Source organism: Streptomyces sp. V3I7, from assembly GCF_030817495.1.
Classification (GTDB): domain Bacteria; phylum Actinomycetota; class Actinomycetes; order Streptomycetales; family Streptomycetaceae; genus Streptomyces.
Genome location: NZ_JAUSZK010000001.1, coordinates 1,935,886 through 1,957,497, shown reverse-complemented (window position 1 = coordinate 1,957,497; position 21,612 = coordinate 1,935,886). Strand labels below are relative to the sequence as shown.

General features: G+C 72.3%; 18 protein-coding genes, 1 pseudogene and 2 riboswitches. Of the genes and pseudogenes, 5 read left to right on the top strand and 14 right to left on the bottom strand.

Features of this window, described 5'->3' with window-relative positions:
- Window positions 1-22 precede the first annotated feature (22 nt).
- From QFZ74_RS09200 to QFZ74_RS09165, 8 genes are all read right to left on the bottom strand, one after another.
- On the bottom strand, window positions 23-1,417 hold the full coding sequence (locus QFZ74_RS09200; RefSeq protein ID WP_307620310.1) for an MFS transporter: 1,395 nt from the start codon (window positions 1,415-1,417) through the stop codon (window positions 23-25).
- Window positions 1,418-1,680: 263 nt separating this feature from the next.
- Complete coding sequence (locus QFZ74_RS09195) at window positions 1,681-2,100, bottom strand: transglycosylase SLT domain-containing protein (RefSeq protein WP_307620309.1); 420 nt, start codon at window positions 2,098-2,100, stop codon at window positions 1,681-1,683.
- 308 nt (window positions 2,101-2,408) lie between these two features.
- On the bottom strand, window positions 2,409-3,239 hold the full coding sequence (locus tag QFZ74_RS09190; RefSeq protein ID WP_307620308.1) for an ECF transporter S component: 831 nt from the start codon (window positions 3,237-3,239) through the stop codon (window positions 2,409-2,411).
- The gene (locus QFZ74_RS09185) at window positions 3,236-5,443 is read right to left on the bottom strand and encodes an ATP-binding cassette domain-containing protein (RefSeq protein ID WP_307620307.1); all 2,208 of its coding nucleotides are present in this window, start codon (window positions 5,441-5,443) and stop codon (window positions 3,236-3,238) included. Before QFZ74_RS09185 ends, QFZ74_RS09190 begins: the two co-directional genes overlap by 4 nt.
- Entirely contained in the window at window positions 5,440-6,516 is a 1,077-nt protein-coding gene (locus QFZ74_RS09180; protein WP_307620306.1) for a CbiQ family ECF transporter T component, read from the bottom strand. Before QFZ74_RS09180 ends, QFZ74_RS09185 begins: the two co-directional genes overlap by 4 nt.
- Window positions 6,509-7,162: an SCO2322 family protein gene (locus QFZ74_RS09175; protein WP_307620305.1), complete on the bottom strand. Its 654-nt coding sequence runs from the start codon at window positions 7,160-7,162 to the stop codon at window positions 6,509-6,511. Before QFZ74_RS09175 ends, QFZ74_RS09180 begins: the two co-directional genes overlap by 8 nt.
- Window positions 7,159-8,403, bottom strand: coding sequence for a prenyltransferase/squalene oxidase repeat-containing protein (locus tag QFZ74_RS09170; protein ID WP_307620304.1), 1,245 nt, complete (start codon window positions 8,401-8,403; stop codon window positions 7,159-7,161). The genes QFZ74_RS09175 and QFZ74_RS09170 overlap by 4 nt, the downstream gene beginning before the upstream one ends.
- A 112-nt stretch (window positions 8,404-8,515) precedes the next feature.
- Window positions 8,516-8,669: riboswitch (cobalamin riboswitch) on the bottom strand.
- Window positions 8,670-8,759: 90 nt separating this feature from the next.
- A riboswitch (TPP riboswitch) is annotated at window positions 8,760-8,936 on the top strand.
- Window positions 8,937-8,986: 50 nt separating this feature from the next.
- On the bottom strand, window positions 8,987-9,604 hold the full coding sequence (locus tag QFZ74_RS09165) for a TetR family transcriptional regulator (protein WP_307620303.1): 618 nt from the start codon (window positions 9,602-9,604) through the stop codon (window positions 8,987-8,989).
- A gap of 209 nt (window positions 9,605-9,813) precedes the next feature.
- On the opposite strand from QFZ74_RS09165, the gene QFZ74_RS30410 reads away from it, so the two are divergent.
- From QFZ74_RS30410 to QFZ74_RS09145, 4 genes are all read left to right on the top strand, one after another.
- Window positions 9,814-11,850, top strand: coding sequence for a glycosyltransferase family 4 protein (locus QFZ74_RS30410; RefSeq protein ID WP_373462361.1), 2,037 nt, complete (start codon window positions 9,814-9,816; stop codon window positions 11,848-11,850).
- Complete coding sequence (locus tag QFZ74_RS09155; RefSeq protein ID WP_307620302.1) at window positions 11,844-12,587, top strand: class I SAM-dependent methyltransferase; 744 nt, start codon at window positions 11,844-11,846, stop codon at window positions 12,585-12,587. Before QFZ74_RS30410 ends, QFZ74_RS09155 begins: the two co-directional genes overlap by 7 nt.
- Window positions 12,584-13,654, top strand: coding sequence for a prenyltransferase (locus tag QFZ74_RS09150; protein ID WP_307620301.1), 1,071 nt, complete (start codon window positions 12,584-12,586; stop codon window positions 13,652-13,654). The genes QFZ74_RS09155 and QFZ74_RS09150 overlap by 4 nt, the downstream gene beginning before the upstream one ends.
- 140 nt (window positions 13,655-13,794) lie before the next feature.
- The gene (locus QFZ74_RS09145) at window positions 13,795-14,373 is read left to right on the top strand and encodes a hypothetical protein (protein ID WP_307620300.1); all 579 of its coding nucleotides are present in this window, start codon (window positions 13,795-13,797) and stop codon (window positions 14,371-14,373) included.
- 104 nt (window positions 14,374-14,477) lie between these two features.
- Here QFZ74_RS09145 and QFZ74_RS09140 read toward each other — a convergent pair whose 3' ends face one another.
- The 5 genes from QFZ74_RS09140 to tnpA all read right to left on the bottom strand — a co-directional run bounded on the left by QFZ74_RS09140 (window position 14,478) and on the right by tnpA (window position 19,904).
- Window positions 14,478-15,299 carry a DUF5336 domain-containing protein gene (locus QFZ74_RS09140; RefSeq protein WP_307620299.1) on the bottom strand — a complete coding sequence of 274 codons (822 nt, stop codon included), beginning with the start codon at window positions 15,297-15,299 and terminating at the stop codon, window positions 14,478-14,480.
- A 163-nt stretch (window positions 15,300-15,462) separates the two neighbouring features.
- Complete coding sequence (locus QFZ74_RS09135) at window positions 15,463-16,458, bottom strand: N-acetylmuramoyl-L-alanine amidase (RefSeq protein WP_307620298.1); 996 nt, start codon at window positions 16,456-16,458, stop codon at window positions 15,463-15,465.
- Window positions 16,459-16,480: 22 nt separating this feature from the next.
- Complete coding sequence (locus QFZ74_RS09130; RefSeq protein WP_307620297.1) at window positions 16,481-17,131, bottom strand: class I SAM-dependent methyltransferase; 651 nt, start codon at window positions 17,129-17,131, stop codon at window positions 16,481-16,483.
- 334 nt (window positions 17,132-17,465) lie between these two features.
- Entirely contained in the window at window positions 17,466-19,205 is a 1,740-nt protein-coding gene (locus QFZ74_RS09125) for an MFS transporter (RefSeq protein ID WP_307620296.1), read from the bottom strand.
- A gap of 282 nt (window positions 19,206-19,487) precedes the next feature.
- Window positions 19,488-19,904, bottom strand: coding sequence for an IS200/IS605 family transposase (tnpA, locus tag QFZ74_RS09120; RefSeq protein ID WP_307620295.1), 417 nt, complete (start codon window positions 19,902-19,904; stop codon window positions 19,488-19,490).
- Window positions 19,905-19,931: 27 nt separating this feature from the next.
- On the opposite strand from tnpA, the gene QFZ74_RS09115 reads away from it, so the two are divergent.
- Window positions 19,932-21,176 (top strand): RNA-guided endonuclease TnpB family protein, encoded by a 1,245-nt coding sequence (locus QFZ74_RS09115; RefSeq protein ID WP_307620294.1) that lies wholly within the window; start codon window positions 19,932-19,934, stop codon window positions 21,174-21,176.
- 13 nt (window positions 21,177-21,189) lie between these two features.
- On the opposite strand, the pseudogene QFZ74_RS09110 reads toward QFZ74_RS09115, so the two are convergent.
- Window positions 21,190-21,447: pseudogene (locus QFZ74_RS09110) on the bottom strand (LuxR C-terminal-related transcriptional regulator); the annotation flags it as partial.
- Between the last annotated feature and the right edge of the window lie 165 nt (window positions 21,448-21,612).

Sequence of the window (21,612 nt, the reverse complement as noted above, 5' to 3'; positions counted from 1 at the left end):
GTGCGAAGAGGGCGCGAGGCGACTAGCGGGTCGCCTCCACGGCCGGCGGGGAGCCCGGGAGCGGACGGCCCGCGGACTCGGCCATGCGCCAGACGGCGAAGCCACCGATGACCGCCGCCGCCATCATGTAGTAGGCGGGCATCATCATGTTGCCGGTGGCGCTGATCAGGGCGGTGGTGACCAGCGGGGTCGTACCACCGAACAGCGACACCGAGAAGTTGAAGCCGATCGACAGCGAGCCGTAGCGGACCCGGGTCGGGAACAGGGCCGGCAGGGCCGAGGGCATCGACGCGGTGAAGCAGACCAGCAGCAGACCGAAGGCACCCATACCGAGGCTGACGCCGAGCATGCTGCCCTCACGGATCAGCATCAGGGCGGGGATGGACAGGGCCAGGAAGCCCACACAGCCCGCACCGATCACCGGACGCATGCCGACCCGGTCGGTCAGGGCACCCGCGAACGGCTGGACGATCATCATGCCCGCCATCACGATCAGCGACACGACCAGGCTGTGCGTCTCGTCGTACTTGAGCTCACTGGACATGTACGTCGGCATGTACGACAGCAGCATGTAGTCGGTGACGTTGTAGACGAGCACCAGGGCCATGCACACGATCAGCGTCTTCCACTGACCCATGACCATCTCGCGCAGCGGAACCTTGGGACGGTTGGTCTCCGCCTTCTCCAGCTCCGCGGCGAACGCCGGCGTCTCCTCGAGCTTCATCCGCAGGTACAGGCCGATCAGACCCATCGGACCGGCGATCAGGAACGGGACGCGCCAGCCCCAGGAGAGCAGGTCGCCCTCGCTCAGGAAGGCCGTCAACGCGGCGACGATACCGGCACCGCCGATGTAGCCCGCCAGCGTGCCGAACTCCAGCCAGCTGCCGAGGAAGCCGCGCTTCTTGTCGGGCGCGTACTCGGCGATGAACGTCGTGGCGCCCGCGTACTCACCACCGGTCGAGAAGCCCTGGAGCATGCGCGCGACCAGCAGCAGGATCGGAGCGCCGACACCGATCAGCGAGTAGGACGGGATCAGACCGATGGCGAACGTGCCCGCCGCCATCAGGATCATCGTGAGGGCGAGGACCTTCTGCCGGCCCACACGGTCGCCCAGCGGGCCGAAGACCATGCCGCCGATGGGGCGGACCAGGAAGGCCGCGGCGAAGGCGCCGAAGGTGGAGAGCAGCTGGACGGTCGGGTTGCCCGACGGGAAGAAGACCTTGCCCAGCGTCACAGCGATGTAGCTGTAGACACCGAAGTCGAACCACTCCATCGCGTTGCCCAGCGCGGCGGCCCGGACGGCACGCTTGACGAGCGCCGGGTCGGTGACGGTGACCTTCTGGGATGAGGACGCCTGTGGGGCCTGAGACGTCGATGCGGTCCGGGTGGGCTGAGTGATGACAGTGGCGGCCGGCAAAACGGAGCTCGCCTACCTTTCGACGGGGACAGGGACAGTCGACCCGCAGCTACGGCAAGTCGAAAAGCGACCATAGGGGGACATCCATCCCTCACGTGTCGTGCGTCTGTCGTCACACAGTGCGCCGAAACGTCGTATATGCAGGCACGCTGCACCTGCCCGGGGTCTGGATGTCCACACTCTTTTGTGATCCATATCGCTCTCGATCGGCGCAACCGGGCCCGTTGCGCACTAAGGTCCGGACCGCGCGGGTCCGGGCCGGCTCAGTACCAGCCGTGGGCCTGCCAGAAGTTCCAGGCGTCGACGGGGCTGCCGTATCGGGAGTTCATGTAGTCCAGGCCCCACTTGATCTGCGTGGCCGGGTTCTCCTTCCAGTCGGTGCCGGCGCTCGACATCTTCGAGGCGGGCAGCGCCTGGACCAGGCCGTAGGCACCGGAGGAGCTGTTGGTGGCGTGGATGTTCCAGCCGCTCTCGTGCGAGACGATCTTGTCGAACGCCCGGTACTGCGCGGCGTCCGGGATCATCCGGTGCGCGACCGCCTGAGCGGAGGCGGAGGAGGCGGATCCGGTGTCGGCCTGTGCGGGCGCGGAGGAGAGGATCATGCCCGTCGCGGCGGCTGCCATGGCGGCGCCGGCAAGGGCCTTCTTCGGGGTGACAAGACGACGGACGGACGAAACAGACACGGACAACCTCTTCTGCGGGGGACAGGGAGTCGCCGTGAACGGAGCCACGCGCGCCCGCCGCGTGGCGGGGGGCATACGTCGGCGCCGCGGCCCGGGAGGGCTCGTGGCGCCTGGCGACTCGTCCAGAGAAGCAGCTGCGAGAAGTGCCCGCAATGCCCCCTTTTACTATTTCCGGCCGAATTGGGGAGCGGGGGGAGGTGTGTGACCTGCGCCGCAAACCGCAGGTCAGGCGGCGTGCAAATAGCTGCAATTCGGTTGAAAAGGTCTACGATCGCGCCTCGTACGTGAGGTGCGTCATGTGGGGCCGGTCACCGCTCGAAGGCGGCCGCCGTCTCGAAGGCCGCCCGGCGTGTGGCCCGGCGCAGGGCGCGCAGGAGCGTCGGGCCGAGCGCCAGGGTCAAGGCGACGGTGCAGACGGCCCGGCCCAGGTCCCAGCCGAGCGAGGTGGCCAGGCAGTACGCGACGAAGCGGGCCAGGTTGGCGGGGACCGCGGCGTGCGCGTCGAAGGCGATGTTCGAGGCCAGCGCGCCCATGAACGGCCAGCCCGCGAGGTTCATGACCGTGCCGTAGGCGAAGGCGGCGAGGAAGCCGTAGCCCGCGAGCAGCAGCAGCTCCCCCCGGCCGCGCAGCCGGTCGGCGCCGGGGAGCAGCCCCGCGCCCATCGAGAACCAGCCCATCGCCAGCATCTGGAACGGCATCCAGGGCCCCACCCCGCCGGTGAGCAGCGCGGACGCGAACATGGTGAGGGAGCCGAGGACGAAGCCGAAGCCCGGACCGAGGACGCGGCCGCTGAGCACCATGAGGAAGAACATGGGCTCGATCCCGGCGGTGCCCGCGCCGATCGGGCGCAGGGCCGCCCCGGTCGCGGCCAGCACGCCCAGCATGGCCACGGCCTTCGGGCCGAGCCCCGACTCGGAGATCGTCGCGGCGACGACGGCGACGAGGAGCACCAGCAGCCCCGCGAAGAGCCAGGGCGCGTCCTGCGCGTGGGCGCTCAGCTGCGAGCCGGGCGGGGCGAGGAAGGGCCACCCGAAGGCGACGAGCCCGACCGCGCTGACCAGGATCAGGGCGGCGGTGGAGCGCGGGCCGAGGCGGATGGGGCGGGACTGGCGAGTGGTGGTGCGGGTGGTCGTGCTCACGCGAGTGCCTTTCGTACCTGGGCGACCGTGAGCCACTTCTGCGGGGCGAGGATCTTGGTGACCTGCGGGGCGAAGGAGGGGGAGGAGACCACGATGTCCGCCGTCGGCCCGTCCGCGATCACCTCGCCCTCGGCCAGCAGCACGACCCGGTGGGCGAGTTCGGCGGCCAGCTCCACGTCGTGGGTGGCCAGCACGATCGCGTGCCCCTGCGCGGCGAGGCCACGAAGCACGGCGACCAGGCGGGCCTTCGCCGCGTAGTCCAGGCCGCGGGTCGGCTCGTCCAGCAGGAGCAGGGGAGGGCGGGCGGTCAGCACGACGGCCAGGGCGAGCGCCAGCCGCTGGCCCTCGGACAGGTCGCGCGGGTGCGTGTCGTCGGCGATCCCCGGGAGCAGTTCGCCGACCAGCGCGCGGCAGGTGCCGGGCTCGGCCTGCGCGTCCCGGTCGGCGGCCGCGCACTCGGCGGCGACCGTGTCGGCGTACAGCAGATCGCGGGGCTCCTGCGGTACGAGGCCGACGCGGCGCACCAGTTCGCGCGGCGCGGTGCGATGGGGGACCGCCCCGCCGACCCGCACGGAACCGGACGTCGGCTCGACGAGCCCGACGAGCGATCCCAGCAGCGTGGACTTGCCGGCGCCGTTACGGCCCATGAGGGCGATGGTCTCGCCCGGGGTGACGGTGAGGTCGACGTGCCGCAGCGCCTGGACGCGGGCCCGGCGCACGGCGAGCCCGCGCACCTCGGCGACCGGCGCGGAGGTGGGGGCCGTGGCGTCGGGAGTGCGCTTGCGGAGGCGGCGGAGGAGGGAGAGGAAGGAGCGGGGGGCGGGCTCGGGCTCGCTGGAAGGCCCGGCTTGGGTGGCGCCGTGGGTGGGGGGCTCGGGTGTCTCGGGCCTGTGCGCTGCGGGCGGGGGCGTTTTCGTGGCGGCGGCTGCGGAGGGAGTGTGGGCCGGGGGTCGGCCTGCCTCGGAAGGCGCGGCTTGGGTGGCTTCGTGGGTGGGGGGTTCGGGTGTCTCGGGCCTGTGCGCTGCGGGCGGGGGCGTTTTCGTGGCGGCGGCTGCGGACGGGGCGTGGGCCGGGGGTCGGCCTGTCTCGGAAGGCGCGGCTTGGGTGGCTTCGTAGGTGGGGGGTTCGGGTGCCTCGGGGCTGTGCGCTGCGGGCAGGGGCGTTTCCGTGGTGGCGGCGGCTGCGGACGGAGCGTGGGACGTGGGTCGGCCCGGCTCGCGGATCGCGGATCGTGGCGCGGTGGGGACGGAGGGCCGTGGCTCCTCGGGTCGGCCCGGCTCGCGGGCCGCGGATCGTGGCGTGGCGGGGGCGGGGGGCCGTGGCTCCTCGCGCGCGGGGGCGCTCGGCTCGCGCATGCCAGGGAGCCCCGGGTGCGGGGCCGGGCAGTGGGCGGCGAGGCGTTCGCGGAGGTCGCCCGCCCGGCGGCGGGCGTCGCGCACCGTCAGGGGCAGCGGAGACCAGCCCGCCAGCCGGCCCAGGTCCACCACCGGCGGGTACACCGGGGCGACGGCCATCACCTCGGCCGGGGTGCCGAGGACCGGGGCCGCGCCCGGCGCGGGCAGCAGGGCGACCCGGTCGGCGTACTGGATCACCCGCTCCAGGCGGTGCTCGGCCATCAGGACCGTCGTGCCGAGGTCGTGGACCAGGCGCTGGAGGACGGCGAGGACCTCCTCCGCGGCCGCCGGGTCGAGCGCCGAGGTCGGCTCGTCGAGGACGAGCACCTCGGGGTGCGGGGTGAGGACCGAGCCGATCGCGACGCGCTGCTGCTGGCCGCCGGAGAGGGTGGCGATGGGACGGTCGCGCAGGGCGGCGAGGCCGAGGAGGTCGAGGGTCTCCTCCACCCGGCGCCGCATCACGGCGGGCGCGAGTCCCAACGACTCCATCCCGTACGCGAGTTCGTCCTCGACCGTGTCCGTCACGAAGTGGGCGAGCGGATCCTGGCCCACCGTGCCGACGACGTCGGCCAGTTCGCGGGGCTTGTGGGTGCGGGTGTCGCGGCCGGCGACCGTGACCCGGCCGCGCAGGGTGCCGCCGGTGAAGTGCGGGACGAGCCCGCTGACCGCGCCGAGGACCGTGGACTTGCCCACGCCCGACGGGCCGACCAGCAGGACGAGTTCACCCTCCGGGACCTCGAAGTCCACGCCGCGCACGGTGGGTTCGGCCGCACCGTCGTAGGTGACGCTGACGTCCTCGAAGCGGATCACGACGGCTCCTTGGGGGCGACGAAGGCCGGTGTCAGGGCGAGGAGTACGGCCGCCGCCGGCCACAGCGGCAGCGCGGGCGCGGCGAGCGGGACGACTCCGGGGTGCAGGGCGGCGGGATCGCGGACCGCCGCGAGGGAGAGCAGCGCGGCGACGGCGGTGCCGGACCCGGCGACCAGCCAGGCGCGCGCGTTCCAGGGGTCCGGCCGGTAGCGGGTGCGCGGCGAACGGCGGCCGCCGAGGCGCAGCCCCGCGAGCGCGGCGGCGGCCGAGACGGCCAGCACCGGCAGCCCGTAGGCGCCGCCCTCCGCGGTGAGCAGCCCGTACGTCCCCGCGCAGACGCCGAGCAGCCCACCGAGGGTGAGGACGGCGGTCGTACGGCGGACGGGGGCGGGCACGTCGGCGGTACGTCCGTAGCCGCGGGCGTCCATCGAGGCGGCGAGCGCCACCGAGCGCTCCAGGGCGCCCTCCAGCACCGGCAGCCCCACCTGGAGCAGTCCGCGCAGCCCGCTGTCCGGACGGCCGCGCAGCCGGCGGGCGGCACGCAGCCGCTGGACGTCGGCGATGAGGTTCGGCGCGAAGGTGAGGGCGACGACCACGGCCACGCCCGTCTCGTACAGGGCGCCCGGCAGGGACTTGAGGAGCCGGGCCGGGTTGGCGAGGGCGTTGGCGGCGCCGACGCAGATGAGGAGCGTGGCCAGCTTGAGGCCGTCGTACAGGGCGAAGACCATCGCCTCGGCCGTGACCCGGCCGCCGAGCCGGATGCCCTGCGCCCAGTGGGGCAGCGGGACTTCGGGCAGAGTGGCGATCACGTGCGTGCCGGGGATCGGGGAGCCGAGGACCACCGCGAACACCAGGCGGATGAGCAGGACGGCGAGGGCGAGCTTGGCGAAGGCCGCGTAGGAGCGGGACCAGGGGGCGGCGGTGCGGTGGGTGGCCACCACATACCCCGCCGCGGCTATGAGAAGGGCGAGCAGGAGGGGGTTGGTGGTGCGGGTGGCCGCGGTCCCCAGTCCGAGGGACCACAGCCACCACGCGCCGGGGTGCACGGAGGCAGGGCCGCGGCGCTCACGCATCCCGGCGCCGCCGTGCCTGCCACACCGCGGCCACGCCCAGCAGCGCCACCGCACCCGCCCCCGCCAGCAGCCCGACGGACGGGCCGTGATCAGCGGCGGCCGGCTTCTGCGGAGCGGTCGCGGGCTTCGCGCCGCCGGGCCGCGCCGCCACCTGCTCGCCGCAGCCCTGCCGCGGATACCCCGCGATGGCGCACAGCAGGGCGTTGGTGTCATAGCGCAGCGGCTTGGCGACGGCGGCCAGGGCCTCGGCCGTGGTCGCGTCAGGGGAGACCACCGCGCAGGCGGTCCGGGACTTCGGGGGCCCCTCGCCCGACGGGGCGTCGGCCGCCGTACCGAAGTCGAGGACCAGTGCCACCCGCTTGCGGTGCTCGCGGGCGGGGGTCTTCCCACAGATCGAGCCGAAGTCCGCGTCGCCGCGCGGGCGCGTGGCGTCGGCCGAGTCCTCGCTCACGGAGAAGCGGAAGCCCTGGACGGCGCCGTCGGCGGGGCGGGCGGTCGCCGGGCCCTCGGTGGCGTACGTCCAGTGGTCGCCGCCGCGCTCCCAGAAGGACCAGTAGCGGTAGCCCGCGGCCTGCGCCTGGCCGGCGGTCCCCCACAGGAGGAACCCGGCCAGGAGCAGGAGCGCGGCACGGCGGACGGTGGTCACGCCTGCTGCTGCTTCTTCTTGCGACCGCTGTACAGGAGGCCGACGCCGATGCCCGCGACGAGACCGGCACCGCCGATCCACCAGCCGCGGCCGCCCGACTTCTGCTCGTCCTCCACGGCGGGCTTGGGCTTGGGCTGGACCGCCGGCGCAGGGCCGGTCGCGTTCAGTGCGCGCACGAGGTCCATGCCGCCGAAGTCGTGCGGGTCGGTGCCGGCGGCGTGGGCCGCGAAGATCAGCTGGGCGTAGGCGGCCGGGCCGCTCTGCCCGGCCCAGGCGGAGGCGTTCTTCTCCAGCCACTTCAGCGGCTTGCCGGTGCGCTCGGTGCCGCCCTGGGCGGCGAGCGCGACGACCGCGTCCGCGGTGTTGCCGAAGTCGGGCTGGGCGTCGGCGCCGGGCATCACGGACGTGAGGTGACCGGTCTTCGCGACGGCGTCGGCGAGGTAGGCGGCGCCGTTGGCCGCGGCCCGCTCGGGGGTGGCCTTGCCGGAGTCGGTGCAGCCGGCGCCGGCCTTCTTGCCGTCCTCCTTCGCGGCGTCCTTGCCCGCGCCCGCGGCCATGCCCTGGCCGAGCGCGCCCAGCACGGCCGCCGCGGTCGCGTCCGCGTTGGCGGCCAGCTTCCCCTTCTTGTCGGGCTGGTAGGCGAAGGCGCCCGCGTCGTCGCCGGAGCAGGGCAGGGCGAACGTCAGGAGCGCGTCGTAGGGGGACTTGCCGTCCTTGACGACGTCCGCGGGCTTCGTCCCGGTGGCCGCGAGGGCGCCGATGACGACGGCGGTGGAGTTCGCGTCGCTGGGGCCGCCGGCCGTGTAGCCCCAGCCGCCGTCCTTGTTCTGCGCGGACTTCAGCCAGGCGATCGCCGACTTGGTGACGTCGCTGTGGCCGCCGGTCGCCGCCAGGGCCTGGACGGCGGCGGCCGTGCTGTTGGTGTCGACCATGACCTTGGCGTCGCACGCCTTGCGGGGCTCGGCGCGGAAGGCCGGGAAGGCGCCGCTCGCGCACTGCTGCCCGGTCAGCCAGTCCACGGCCTTGGGGGCGGGGGTCACGTGCACGGTGCGCTGGGCGAGCAGTGCCAGCGACTGGCGCCAGACGCCGTCGTACTTCGGGTCCGTCTTCCCGTACAGACCGGACGGGAGCGCCGGCGGCTTCGGGGACGCGGACGGCGAAGCGCCGTCGGCTATGGCGGGCGTGGCGGCGGCGAGCACGCCGACTGCGGCCAGGGCAGCAGCGCTGCGGAGGACGTTCATGGTCGGGCGGGTGCCTCTCCCTGCGGGGGAGCCGGGCAGCACACGGGAGAACCCCGGGCGGCTCGGCTCCGTAAACCTCGACGGTGCCGTACGCGGGCGGGTGCCGGCGCACGTGAGCCGGTCACGTCCGGGCGGGGCAGTCCGGCTCACCGGTCCTCGCGGAGCGGCTCACGGTTGCGGGTCAGCGCCGGAATTGCACCGGCTTCCCCCCGTACGGGTGTGATGACGACGCGCACACTCTACCGGCCCGTAGCCGTAATGCTGAGGGGTGGCGGCGGTCCCGTGAAAGGGTGAAAAAATCTTCCCGTTCGGGGTGTTGCATCGGGTATGGGGTGTTCTATCCTGTAAGTGGCCTACGGAACGAGTGAGGGAGTTCGACCGGAGTAGCCGACTTTGATGGACGCGTAAAGCATCCATTGAGGCCGACGTCGACGGTCGTAACTGAGAGGCCTGAAAGCAGCAGTAAGGCTGGAAGGCGACCCCTAGTACCTGATCCGGGTAATACCGGCGAAGGGAACCCGTTTCGTAGGTTTTTTGTGTGCCCTGACTATGTGCCCCTGATTTTCTGTGCCCTGATGCGGCTCTAGTCGATGAGCCGGCACACCGTCTCGATGTCGGTCCTGACCTGCTCGATGGACGCGCGCCCCGACACCCAGGTGATCAGCGCCGAGTGCCAGGTGTGCTCGATGACGCGGACCGCGGAGAGCTGCTCCGGGGTGGGGTCCTTCAGTCCCGTCGCGTCCAGGATGATCGCCGTGGTCTGCCGCGAGACCCGGTCGACCTCCGCCGACACACCGCGGTCCGCGAAGCTCAGGGCGCGCACCATGGCGCCGGCGAGCTGCGGCTCGCGCTGCAGTGAGCGGAAGGCCCGCATCAGCGTCCGCGCCACCCGCTCGCTCGCCGTGTCCCCCTTCGGGGGCCGCCCGCCCAGGGTGGCGTGCAGGCGCTCCAACTGGTCCTGCATCGTGGCCACCAACAGGTGCACCTTGGACGGGAAGTAGCGGTAGAGCGTGCCGAGCGCCACCTGCGAGTCCTCGGCGACCTCCCGCATCTGCACCGCGTCGAAGCCGCCCCGAGCGGCCAGCCGCGCGCTCGTCTCCAGGATCCGGCGCCGGCGCGCCTCCTGCCGCGCCGTCAGGGGCGGCGCGGACTGCCGCGTCGGCGGTACGGCTCTCGGTGCGACCTTGGCTTCCGCAGGCATGGGTCCCGTTCCGTGACGGTCGGTGAGTACGTGTGACCGGACCGCAGGGCAGGGGGCTCCGGCCGTGGCGTGAATCACCTGATCCACAGCTCGCAGCGCCCCTACCTGCCGGTAGATTCAGAGCCTCTTGAACGATCAAGTCTGTAACTTGTTCTAGATTAACGCCACGCGTAATCTCGCGGAATGGTGCAGGGAGAAGGGGGCCCAGGGTGACCGCTGAGGCCAGCGATGCGGGTGCCGGTGACGGCCCCGCGGCCGATGGGGGGCGACCGCTCAACATCGCCCTCCTCACCTACAAGGGCAACCCGTTCTGCGGCGGCCAGGGCGTCTACGTACGGCACCTCTCCCGTGAGCTGGCCCGGCTCGGCCACCGGGTGGAGGTCATCGGCTCGCAGCCGTACCCCGTGCTCGACGAACACGAGGACTATTCCGGGCGCCTGAGCCTGACCGAACTGCCCAGCCTCGACCTCTACCGCCAGCCCGACCCCTTCCGCACCCCGAAGCGCGACGAGTACCGCGACTGGATCGACGCGCTCGAGGTCGGCACGATGTGGACCGGCGGGTTTCCCGAGCCGCTGACGTTCTCCCTGCGGGCGCGCCGTCATCTGCGCGCCCGGCGCGGGGAGTTCGACGTCGTGCACGACAACCAGACGCTCGGCTACGGCCTGTTGGGCGACATCGGCGCGCCGCTCGTCACCACGATCCACCACCCCATCACCGTGGACCGGCAGTTGGAACTCGACGCCGCCGGTGACTGGAAGCGCCGCTACTCCGTACGCCGGTGGTACGCCTTCACGCGCATGCAGAAGCGCGTCTCGCGCCGGCTGCCGTCCGTCCTCACCGTCTCCGGGACCTCGCGCCAGGAGATCGTGGACCACCTCGGCGTGCGGGACGACCGCATCCACGTCGTCCACATCGGCGCCGACACCGACCTGTTCTCGCCCGACCCGTCGATCGCGCGAGTGCCGGGCCGGATCGTGACCACCTCCAGCGCCGACGTGCCGCTCAAGGGCCTGGTCTTCCTCGTCGAGGCGCTGGCGAAGGTGCGCACCGAGCACCCCGCCGCCCACCTCGTCGTCGTCGGCAAGCGCGCCGAGGACGGGCCGGTCGCCCAGGCCATCGAGCGCTACGGCCTGGAAGGCGCCGTCGAGTTCGTCAAGGGCATCTCCGACGCCGAACTCGTCGACCTGGTCCGCTCGGCCGAGGTCGCCTGCGTGCCGTCGCTGTACGAGGGCTTCTCCCTGCCCGCCGCCGAGGCCATGGCCACCGGCACCCCGCTCCTCGCCACGACCGGCGGCGCGATCCCCGAGGTCGCGGGCCCCGACGGCGAGACCTGCCTGGCGGTGCCGACCGGCGACGCGGACGCCCTGGCCGCGGGCCTGAACCGCCTCCTGGCCGACCCCGAACTCCGAGCCCGCCTCGGCGCCGCGGGCCGCGACCGAGTCCTGAAGAACTTCACCTGGGCCCGAGCCGCCGAAGGAACGGCGGCCCGCTACCGCGAAGCGATCGCCCGAGCCGCCGCCCCGAGCCGCCCGGCGAGCCGCTCGGGAGGCGTGCCCTCGGGCCGCCCGGCCGGTTCCGGAGCCCCGATGCCGACCGGCTCGGCCGCGCACGCCGGTTCGTCGGACCTCGCCACGAGCGCGATCGCGGTCCGGGACGACCAGGCCGCTGCCGTGCGGGACGCCGCAGCCGTCGGCGCGCTGCCGGGCGGGTCGCCCGCGCCCGCGGTTCCGGCGAGCCCTGCCACGAACGCGGTGCGGGAGGACCAGGCCGCTGCCGCGGCGCAGGACGAACTCCCGGCCGCAGCCGTTGGCGCGGCTTCAGCCCACGAACCCGCTGCCGCGGTCCAGGACCGCTCTCTCGTCGGCGCGGTGCAGGACCACGCCGCCGTCGGCGCGCTGCCGGGCGGGTCGCCCGCGCCCGCGGTTCCGGCGAGCCCTGCCGGGAGCGGGGTGCGTGCGGCGCAGGACGAGGTCCCGGCGCACGAGCCTGCGGGCGCGGCGCACGAGCGTTTTCCAGCCGACGTACCGCGGGATCACTCGGCCACCGGCGCGACGCACGACCGTTCTCCCGTCGGCGCAGCGCAGGACGCTGCCGTCGTCGCCGTGCCGGAGCCTTCTCGCGGTGGCGGTCCGGTGTTCTCGGGGGAGACGAAGACCGGCCGCCGTGCGGCCGCAGCGAGTGCCGCGGGGGCGGCCTCGACGACTGACACCGGTGTCTATCCCGAAAGCAGGGCCACGTGCTGACCGTCGACTTCACCCGGTTCCCGCTCGCCCCGGGCGACCGCGTCCTGGACCTCGGCTGCGGGGCCGGACGGCACGCCTTCGAGTGCTACCGGCGCGGCGCCCAGGTCGTGGCCCTCGACCAGAACGCCGAGGAGATCCGCGAGGTCGCCAAGTGGTTCGCGGCGATGAAGGAGGCCGGTGAGGCCCCGGCCGGTGCCACCGCGACCGCCATGGAGGGCGACGCCCTCGCCCTGCCCTTCCCCGACGAGTCCTTCGACGTCGTCATCATCTCCGAGGTCATGGAGCACATCCCCGACGACAAGGGCGTCCTCGCCGAGATGGTGAGGGTGCTCAAGCCCGGCGGCCGCATCGCCGTCACCGTCCCGCGCTACGGCCCCGAGAAGGTCTGCTGGGCGCTGTCCGACGCCTACCACGAGGTCGAGGGCGGGCACATCCGCATCTACAAGGCGGACGAACTCCTCGCCAAGATGCGTGGGGCGGGTCTGCGGCCGTACGGCACGCATCACGCGCACGCGCTGCACTCGCCGTACTGGTGGCTGAAGTGCGCCTTCGGCGTCGACAACGACAAGGTGCTGCCGGTGCGGGCGTACCACAAGCTCCTGGTCTGGGACATCATGAAGAAGCCGCTGGCCACCCGGGTCGCCGAACAGGCGCTGAACCCGCTGATCGGCAAGAGCTTCGTGGCGTACGCGACCAAGCCCCACCTGCCCCGGCTCTCCGAGGCGGACGCCAAGTGACGACCCCCCGGACAGAACACCTCGTCCTGCCCGGGGTCCTGACCGCCGAGCAGGCCGCCGAGACCGTCCGCGGCATCCTCGCCGTGCAGCGGGAGGACGGCGCGATCCCCTGGTTCCGCGGGCACCACCTCGACCCGTGGGACCACACCGAGGCCGCCATGGCCCTGGACGCGGCCGGCGAGCACGAGGCCGCCGAGCGCGCCTACCTGTGGCTCGCCCGGCACCAGAACGAGGACGGCTCCTGGTACGCGGCCTACGCGGACGGCGCCTTCGACGACGTCACCGACCCCTCCCGCGAGTCGAACTTCGTCGCGTACATAGCCGTCGGCGTCTGGCACCACTACCTGTCGACCGGCGACGACACCTTCCTCGACCGCATGTGGCCCTCGGTCGTCGCGGCCATCGAGTGGGTCCTGCGGCTCCAGCGGCCCGGCGGCGAGATCGGCTGGCGGCGCGACGCCGACGGCACCCCCACGACGGACGCCCTGCTCACCGGCAGCTCCTCCATCCACCAGGCGCTGCGCTGCGCCCTCGCGATCGCCGAGCAGCGCGAAGAACCCCAGCCCGACTGGGAGTTGGCGCTCGGCGCCCTGCGGCACGCGATCAGCGGCCACCCCGAGCGGTTCCTCGACAAGGACCGCTACTCGATGGACTGGTACTACCCCATCCTGGGTGGCGCGTTGACCGGCACCGCGGCCAAGTCCCGTATGGAACAGGACTGGGAGCGGTTCGTCGTACCCGGACTGGGTGTCCGGTGCGTGGCCCCAAACCCCTGGGTCACCGGCGGCGAGTCCGCCGAACTCGCCCTGGCGCTCTGGGTGATGGGCGAGTCCGACCGGGCGCTGGACATCCTCAAGTCCATCCAGCACCTGCGCGACGCCGAGTCCGGCCTCTACTGGACCGGGTACGTCTTCGACGACGACGCCGTATGGCCCCGCGAGCTCACCACCTGGACGGCTGGCGCCCTCCTCCTGGCGGTCGCGGCCCTCGGCGGCCACGAGGCCACCTGCGCCGTCTTCGCGGGAGACCACCTCCCCAGTGGTCTAGACCCCGACTGCTGCGCCTGAGGTGAGACGGGTGCGGGTTCCCCCGAGTGGCGTAGCCGGCCGCCCGGGGTGAGCCTGCCGGGAGAGGCATCTGCTCGGGGGAAGACGCTCGGGGACGACATCTGCGACATCTGCTCGGGGAAGACAGCCCGGAGGACCTCGTGCCCGTACCCATACGGCGCCTCGTCGTGGCGTTCACGCTGTGCTGTGCCCTGCTCGCGGGTTCCACCGCCTACGCGGGCGGCGAGACCACCACCACCCGGGACAGCGCGGCGGTCGCGGCGGTCGCGGCGGCGATCGCCGACCCCACACCCAGCCCCAGTACCTCCGCCGAGAAACAGAAGTTCGCCAAGACCCGCTTCGTCGCCAACGCCGCACTCGCAGCCGGCGCGACCTACCAGTGGATCGTGAAGCCCTGGAAGGCGGGCAAGTTCAAGAAGGGCGCGCACGGGCGCCGGCTCGCGCTCGTCAAGGCGGCGCTCGCCGGAGCGTTCACGTACAACCGGCTCAAGGCGGCGGTGCGCAACGCCAAGGGCGACCCGACCCTCTCCAAGGCCCTCGCGCCGCTCACCGCGGCCATCGACGGCCTCAAGGACCTCCCCTCCAAGCTGCGCAAGGGCGACGGCAACGCGGCCGACTCCTTCAACGACGTCATCAACAACGTGAAGGACGCCGGCAAGAGCGCCGGAGCCCCCGTCAAGGACAAGGTGCCCTCGGCCTCCGAGCTGCGACAGGGGTAGGACAACCCAACTCCGGCCTCGCGCATGAGAGTCGGGCCCTCCCTTACGGCAACGGCCCCCCACCCGTGAGGGCGAGGGGCCCGGAGGCGACGGGCGTCGGGGGCTCAGCCGCGCTGGATGCCCGAGGTGTCCTGGAGCACGCCGCGACGGCCGTCCTGGGTCTGCGCCACCAGCGCGCCACCGCGCTGGTCGACCGCCAAGTACCAGGTGCCCGGCGCCAGTTCGGCGACCGGCGCCTGCGAGCCGTCCTCGGAGAACAGCGGCCGCGGCACCGGAACGGCGAACCAGAACGGCGAGAACTCCGCGGCCGGAGCCGCCTGCTGCTGCGGCGCGGGCTGCGCCTGAGCCTGTGCCGGCTGCGGCTGCTGGGCACCGTACGGCTGGCCCGGCTGCTGCGCGCCGTACGTCTGCTGCTGGGCACCGGGGTAGCCGTAGCCCGTGGGCTGCTGGGCGCCGTAGGGCTGCGGGGCGGCCGGCTTGGGGGCCGGGATCAGGCCGCCCTTCAGCGCGGGGACGAGCGGGGTCGCCACGGCCGCGGCGGCCAGGACCAGGGCGGCGATGAGACCGAGGATCAGGCCGGTACCGGGACCGACGTCGGCGCTGTCGAAGGCGTCGCTGAACGAGCCCAGCGGGTCGACGATCGCCCAGAACGAGGTCCACGCCGCGAAGATCGTGAGCGCGACGCCGAACTGACCGAGGTCGAGACCGACCACCTTGCGCGGCTGCGGCAGCGTACGGGCGACGATGATCAGGGCCGCGCCGATGACACCGCCGATGTAGGCGCTCATCACCAGACCGAGGTTGTCCCACGCGTTCGGGGCCTTGTCGCCGGACTTGTCGAACGTGTCGAGGAACGACGCGATGAACAGCAACACCGCTGCTCCGAGCACCACGCCGTCGCCTCGATTGAGGGAGCGGATATTCACTTCAGGTCCTTCGCAGGTCGTCTCGTCGTCGGTCGTCGGGAGAGGCGCCGTCACCGTGTCGGCCTCGGGCCCGGCGCGGTGTTCGGGGGTGGCCCCTCATGTCAGGAACGTCCACCCTATCGCCCGTACGATCACGGCGTCCGCAGAGATCACACGTCCCGTACTACCCGCGCAGGAAACTCACGATTCCGTCGGAGATTCCCTGGGCCGCCTTCTGCCGCCAGGTGCCGCTCGTCAGCAGGGCCGAGTCCTTGCTGTCGCGCATGTTGCCGCACTCGATGAAGACCTTCGGGACCGTCGACAGGTTGAGCCCGCCCAGGTCGGTCCGGGTGACCAGGCCACTGCCGCCGCCGACGTAATTGGACGGCGAACTGCCCGTCACGCGCACGAAGTTGCCGGCGATGCGCTCGCCGAGGTCGCGGGAGGGGCCGACGATCGGGCGGGTGTCGGCGGCGCCGGCGTGCACGGAGCCGGGCAGGATGACGTGGAAGCCGCGGTCGCCCTGCGCCGAGCCGTCCGCGTGGATGGAGATCGCCGCGTCGGCGCGGGCGGTATTGCCGATCCGCGCCCGCTCGTCCACGCACGGGCCCCACGGCGGCTCGTCGCCGTCGTGCGTCAGCTTCACCGTGGCGCCCTCCTTCTCCAGGAGCGTGCGCAGCCGGTGGGAGACGTCCAGGGCGAACTGGGCTTCCGCGTAACCGGCGTTGGTGGACGTCCCCGTCGTGTCGCACTCCTTGCGGTTGGTGCCGATGTCCACCTGGCGGTTGATCTCGGCTGTGTGCCGGACGTTGCCGGGATTGTGCCCCGGGTCGATCACGATGACCTTTCCCTTGAGGGCGTCGGTCGCGGCGGGAGCGGAGGCCGTCGTGCCCGTCTTCTTCGCGTCCGTCTTCTTCGCGTCCGTCTTCTTCCCGTCCGGCTTCTTCGCGTCGTCGCCCGGGGCGGCGGGCGACGGGGAGGCGGGTGCGGAGGCCGACGCGGCGCCCGCCCGGTCCAGGTGGCCCGGGCCGCCCGGCGCACCGGGGTCGGCCACCGCCTCGTAGACGAACCAGCCGAGCAGGGAGCCGGACAGCAGTCCGGCGAAGGCGACGGTCAGCGGCACCCGCCGGGGGCGGCGCCGCTGCTGGGGGGCATCGAAGTCCGGGCCTGTGTACGACACGACTGTGACTCTAACCTCGCGCTCAGATCCCCGCCTTCGTGCGCCGCAGCACACGCAGCGAGCCATGGTCCGACACCTCCGTGAACGCGCCGGACTCCAGGGCCCGGAGGTAGACGCGGTAAGGGGCCTGGCCGGTGAACTCGTCCTCAGGGTGCGGGAAGACGTCGTGGATGACGAGCAGACCGCCTTCGGCCAGATGGGGGGCCCAGCCCTCGTAGTCGGCCGTGGCGTGCTCGTCGGTGTGGCCGCCGTCGATGAAGACGAGGCCCAGCGGGGCGCCCCAGATCCGCGCCACCTGCGGCGAGCGGCCGACCAGGGCCACCACGTGCTCCTCCAGGCCGGCCCGGTGCAGGGTCCGGCGGAACGTGGGCAGCGTGTCCATCAGACCGACCTCGGGGTCCACCGTCTCGGGGTCGTGGTACTCCCAGCCCGGCTGCTGCTCCTCGCTGCCCCGGTGGTGGTCGACCGTGAGCGCGGTGACCCCGGCCTGCCGGGCCGCGTCCGCGAGCAGGATCGTCGAGCGCCCGCAGTACGTCCCGACCTCCAGCAGCGGCAGCCCGAGCCCCCCCGCCCCCACGGCGGCCGCGTACAGCGCGAGCCCCTCGTCCACGGGCATGAACCCCTTCGCGGCCTCGAACGCGGCCAGGATCTCGGGCTTGGGCGCCGCGGTCATGGGGGTCCTTTCGTCGTACGTACGTCAGGCCGCCCATGCTGCCGCACCTCCTGTGGGGCAGGTGACGGGGGGTGCGGTGGGGGTCTCGGGCGGGGGCAGGCGGTGTGACGGTCTCGGCGGGGAGGGAGAGGTCCAGGTCGAGGGACGGCCATCGCCCGCGTGGGTCGCGGTGGAGGCGTGCGGGCCGTGGCCGGCGGCGCGGGCGGCCGGGACGTGGGGCTCTCGGCCGGGGCGGCGAGGGAGCCCTTCGCCGTGCGTGGCGGCAGGGTGCCCATGCCGCCGCACCCCCGTCGGTCAAGTGACGGGGGTGCGGAGGGGAGGCGCGAGGTGGCGGTCAGGCGTTGATGGTCTCGGCCGGGAGGGAGAGGTCCAGGTCGACCGGGCGGTCGTCGCCCGTGTGGGTCGCGGACGAGGCGTGGGGGCCGTGGCCCGTGGCGCGGGCGGCCAGGACGTAGGGGCCCTCGGCCGGGACGGTGAGGGTGTAGCTGCCGTCCTCCGCGGAGAGCGTGGCGCCCGCCTGGCGGCCCCGGCGGTCGATCAGGGTGACCTTGGCACGGGCGACCGGGGCACCGTCGGCGGCGAGCACCCGGCCGCGGAAGCCGCGCAGCACCTCCTCGGCGCGCGCCAGGCCGGCGTCCTCCTCGCTGCTCGCGCGCAGTTGCGGACCCGGCGCCGGGCGACGGCCGGGCAGCAGCAGCGCCATCAGCAGGCCGAGCGCCACCGCACCCGTCGCGATCAGGAAGGAGACCCGGAAGCCGTGCATGGTCGGGACCGCGACGCCGCCCACGTTGTTCGCCGTGTTGGCCAGCACCATGCCGATGACGGCGCTGGAGACGGACGTACCGATGGACCGCATCAGGGTGTTCAGGCCGTTGGCCGCGCCCGTCTCGGAGGCCGGGACCGCGCCGACGATCAGCGCGGGCAGCGAGGAGTACGCGAGGCCGATGCCCGCGCCCAGGACCACCGCGATGACCAGGCTCTGCCAGGCGGCGCTCATCAGGCCGAGGCCGGCGCCGTAGCCGACCCCGATGATCAGCATGCCGATGATCAGCGTGACCTTGGGGCCGTACTTGGCCGACAGGCGGGCGTAGACGGGCGCGGTGAACATCATCGTCAGGCCGAGCGGCGCCACGAGCAGACCCGAGACGACCATCGACTGGCCGAGACCGTACCCGGTGGCCTTCGGCAGCTGGAGCAGCTGCGGCAGGACGAGGGAGACGACGTAGAACGCGACGCCCACCATGATCGAGGCGAGGTTGGTGAAGAGCACCGCGGGGCGGGCCGTGGTGCGCAGGTCCACCAGCGGCGCCTTCAGGCGCAGCTCCAGCACGCCCCACAACAGCAGCACGGCGGCCGCAGCGCCGAACAGGCCGAGCGTGGTGGGCGAGGTCCAGCCCCAGTCGCTGCCCTTGGTGATCGGCAGCAGGAAGAGGACGAGGCCCGCGGACAGGCCGATCGCCCCGAGCAGGTCGAAGGAGCCCTTCGCGCGCGTCCGGGACTCCGGTACGACGAGGAGGGTGAGGGCGATGGCGAGGGCGCCGAGTCCGGCGGCGCCGTAGAAGAGGACGTGCCAGTCGGCGTGCTGGGCGACCAGGGCCGCGGCGGGCAGCGCGAGGCCGCCGCCGACGCCGATCGAGGAGCTCATCAGGGCCATCGCCGAGCCGAGCCGCTCACGCGGCAGCATGTCCCGCATCAGGCCGATGCCGAGGGGTATCGCGCCCATCGCGAAGCCCTGGAGCGTACGGCCGACGATCATGGGGAGCAGGGCGCTGGTCAACGCGCTGAGCAGCGCGCCCGCCACCATCACGGCGAGGCTGAGGACCAGCATGCGCCGCTTGCCGTACAGGTCGCCGAGGCGGCCCATGATCGGGGTGGCGACGGCGCCCGACAGGAGGGTCGAGGTCAGGACCCAGGTGGCGTTGCTGGGCGCGGTGCCCAGCAGCTGCGGCAGATCCTTGATCACCGGGACGAGCAGGGTCTGCATCACCGCGACCACGATGCCGGCGAAGGCGAGCACGGGGACCAGGACCCCACTCGCCTCGCGGGTGGGCTGATCGGTCGTCGTACGCGTCATTGAATGAGGCCTCCGGGCCGGCGAAGAGGGAGGAGAAGAGGAAGGGAGAGGGAGCGGGACGGACGTCCGCGGTGTGATCCGTGGGATCCGCGCCGGACATGCTGGTGCCAACGCCGTATGCACAGGCAACTATTCCGTTGCTTCGGGCCTCTAACGAATCCTTGACCCGCTCATGGGAATCTGACGTACCGTCAGCACAGACTCGTTTACCGGGGCTCTTGCGGAAGGCCCCGGCGTTCACGCCGGGGATGGATGCATCTCAAGGCTGCTCTGACGTGCACCTTAGAGCGGGCGTTTTTGCTGCTCGATGTACTGGCGGACGATTGCCAACGGTGCTCCTCCGCATGATGCGGTGAAGTACGAGGGCGACCACAGGTGTCCGTGCATGATGGCGTGGTTGATCCGGCCGGTGAACTCCTGCCGTATCCGGCGGGCGGAGACGCCTTTGAGGCTGTTGACCAGCTTGGAGACGGCGACCTTGGGCGGGTAGTGGACCAGGAGGTGTACGTGGTCGCGTTCGCCGTTGAACTCCTTCAGCTCCGCCTCGAAGTCCTCGCAGACCTTGCGCATGATCTCTTCGCAGCGTGTCAGCATCTCGTCGTTGAACACTCCACGCCGGTACTTCGTCACGAAGACCAAGTGCACATGCATCGCCGAAACAACATGTCTGCCCCGCCTGTAGTCATTCTGCCCATCCATGAGACCAATCGTATTAGGATCTTGGCTGTGCAGCTCCGCTACAACTACCGGGCCTATCCGGACGGCACCCAGCGCCGTGCGCTGGCGCAGGCGTTCGGGTGCGCCCGCGTGGTGTGGAACGACTGCCTGCGCGACCGCAAGGAGGCGCACGCGGCGGGACTGCCGTACGTGAAGTCGGCGGAGTTGTCGCGGCTTCGCATCACCCAGGCCAAGCACACCGAGGAACGGGCCTGGCTCGCGGATGTGTCGGCGGTCGTGCTGCAGCAGTCTCTGCGGGACCTGGACACCGCCTACAAGAACTTCTTCGACTCGGTCAAGGGTAAGCGGCAGGGCCGCAAGGTCGGCCCTCCCCGCTACAAGTCGAAGAAGGACACCCGGCAGTCGCTCCGCCTCAACACCAACGCCTTCTCCCTGAAGGACGACGGCACGGTGTACGTGGCCAAGGTCGGCAGCCTCAAGGTCAAGTGGTCCCGCCGGCTCCCGGCCGCACCCACGTCTCTGACCGTCACCAAGGACAGCTCCGGCCGGTACTTCCTCAGCTTCGTCGTGGACACCGAGCCGGACACCCTCCCCGAGTCGGAGACCGACGCCGGTATCGACCTCGGTCTGTCCGCCTTCGCCGTCCTGTCCGACGGGACGAAGATCGACAGCCCGCGCTTCCTGCGCCGGGCGGAGAAGAAACTCAAACGCCTTCAGCGGGAGCTGTCCCGCAAGGCCAAGGGATCGAAGAACCGGGCCAAGGCCCGCATCAAGGTCGCACGCCAGCACGCCAGGGTGGCCAGCCGGCGCCGGGACTGGCACCACAAGGCATCCACACAGATCATTCGCGACAACCAAGCGGTGTACGTGGAGGACCTCGGGGTGTTGGGCCTGGCCCGTACCCGGCTCGCCAAGTCCGTGCACGACGCGGGATGGTCCGCGTTCGTCGGCATGCTGGAGTACAAGGCGGCTCGGCACGGCCACGTCTTCGCCAAGGTGGGCCGTGCTTTCCCATCCTCTCAGGTCTGCTCGGCCTGCGGATTCAGGGACGGACCCAAGCCCCTGCACGTCCGTGAATGGACATGCGGGGCGTGCGGGATCGTGCACGACCGCGACCACAACGCAGCCCGCAACGTCCTCTTCGAGGGACGCCGTATCGTCGCCGCCGGACGGGCGGAGACGCTAAACGCCTGTGGAGCGCCGGTAAGACGGGCACCCGTGCCCGCCCAGCGCGGTGAAGCAGGAAGCCCCCGGAAGGGTCAGACGACCCAGGCCGGAATCCCCGGCCTTTAGGCCAGGGAGCACGTCAAAACCAGCCCTGCCGGCGGGCCGGCGGGCCGGGCCTGGCCTCGCGCACGGCCTCGGTGCGGTTGCGGGTGCCCGTCTTACCGATCGCGGCGGAGAGGTAGTTGCGGACCGTGGACTCCGACAGATGGAGCTTCGCCGCGATGTCGGCGGCGGTCGCGCCGTCCACCGACGCCTTCAGTACGTCGCACTCGCGGGCGGTCAGCGGACTGGGACCGGCGCTCAGCGCGGCCGCGGCGTATCGCGAATCGGCTCCGGTGCTCCGCCGGCCGTCTGGGGCGAGGCCGTTGATCCGTGCAGACGAGCCGCATGCTCCAGGGTGCTGACTTGTCGGCGCGTTCCGAGCGGGGGCGGTGAGGAACCAGCTGCTCAGAGGCCAAGCTCGCCTCGGGTTTCCGTCGTGAAGCCCTGCGAACCGAATTCA